The following is a 241-nucleotide window of genomic DNA, read 5'->3' as shown; positions in this document are numbered from 1 at the left end:
ATGTGTTTCCTGTTTGTGCGGTGCCTTCTTTAATTTTAACAAATGCAGACCCTGTTAAGTGCCTTCAATTTTTGGGATAGAATCTGGTTTACACTCAATGAGTGGGATACCTGGCTGTTTCTGCAGATCAATAATCATTGGACCAATAGCCTTTTCGACAGTGTTTTTCCCTGGTGGAGAGAATCTGTTGCCTGGGCTCCACTTTATGTCTTTTTGATAGCATTGGTGTTTGTCAATTTTC

Annotated in this window: 1 protein-coding gene; it reads right to left on the bottom strand. The window is 40.7% G+C overall.

Annotated features, from left to right (window positions below; genetic code table 11):
- Positions 1 to 54 precede the first annotated feature (54 nt).
- A partial coding sequence (locus VJI94_RS08775; protein ID WP_324009097.1) for a hypothetical protein occupies positions 55 to 241 on the bottom strand: 187 nt, incomplete at its 5' end.

Origin of the sequence: Parvimonas sp. D9 (assembly GCF_035282565.1) — a bacterium.
GTDB classification, from domain to species: Bacteria; Bacillota; Clostridia; order Tissierellales; family Peptoniphilaceae; genus Parvimonas; species Parvimonas micra.
This window is presented reverse-complemented; position numbering and strand designations above follow the sequence as displayed.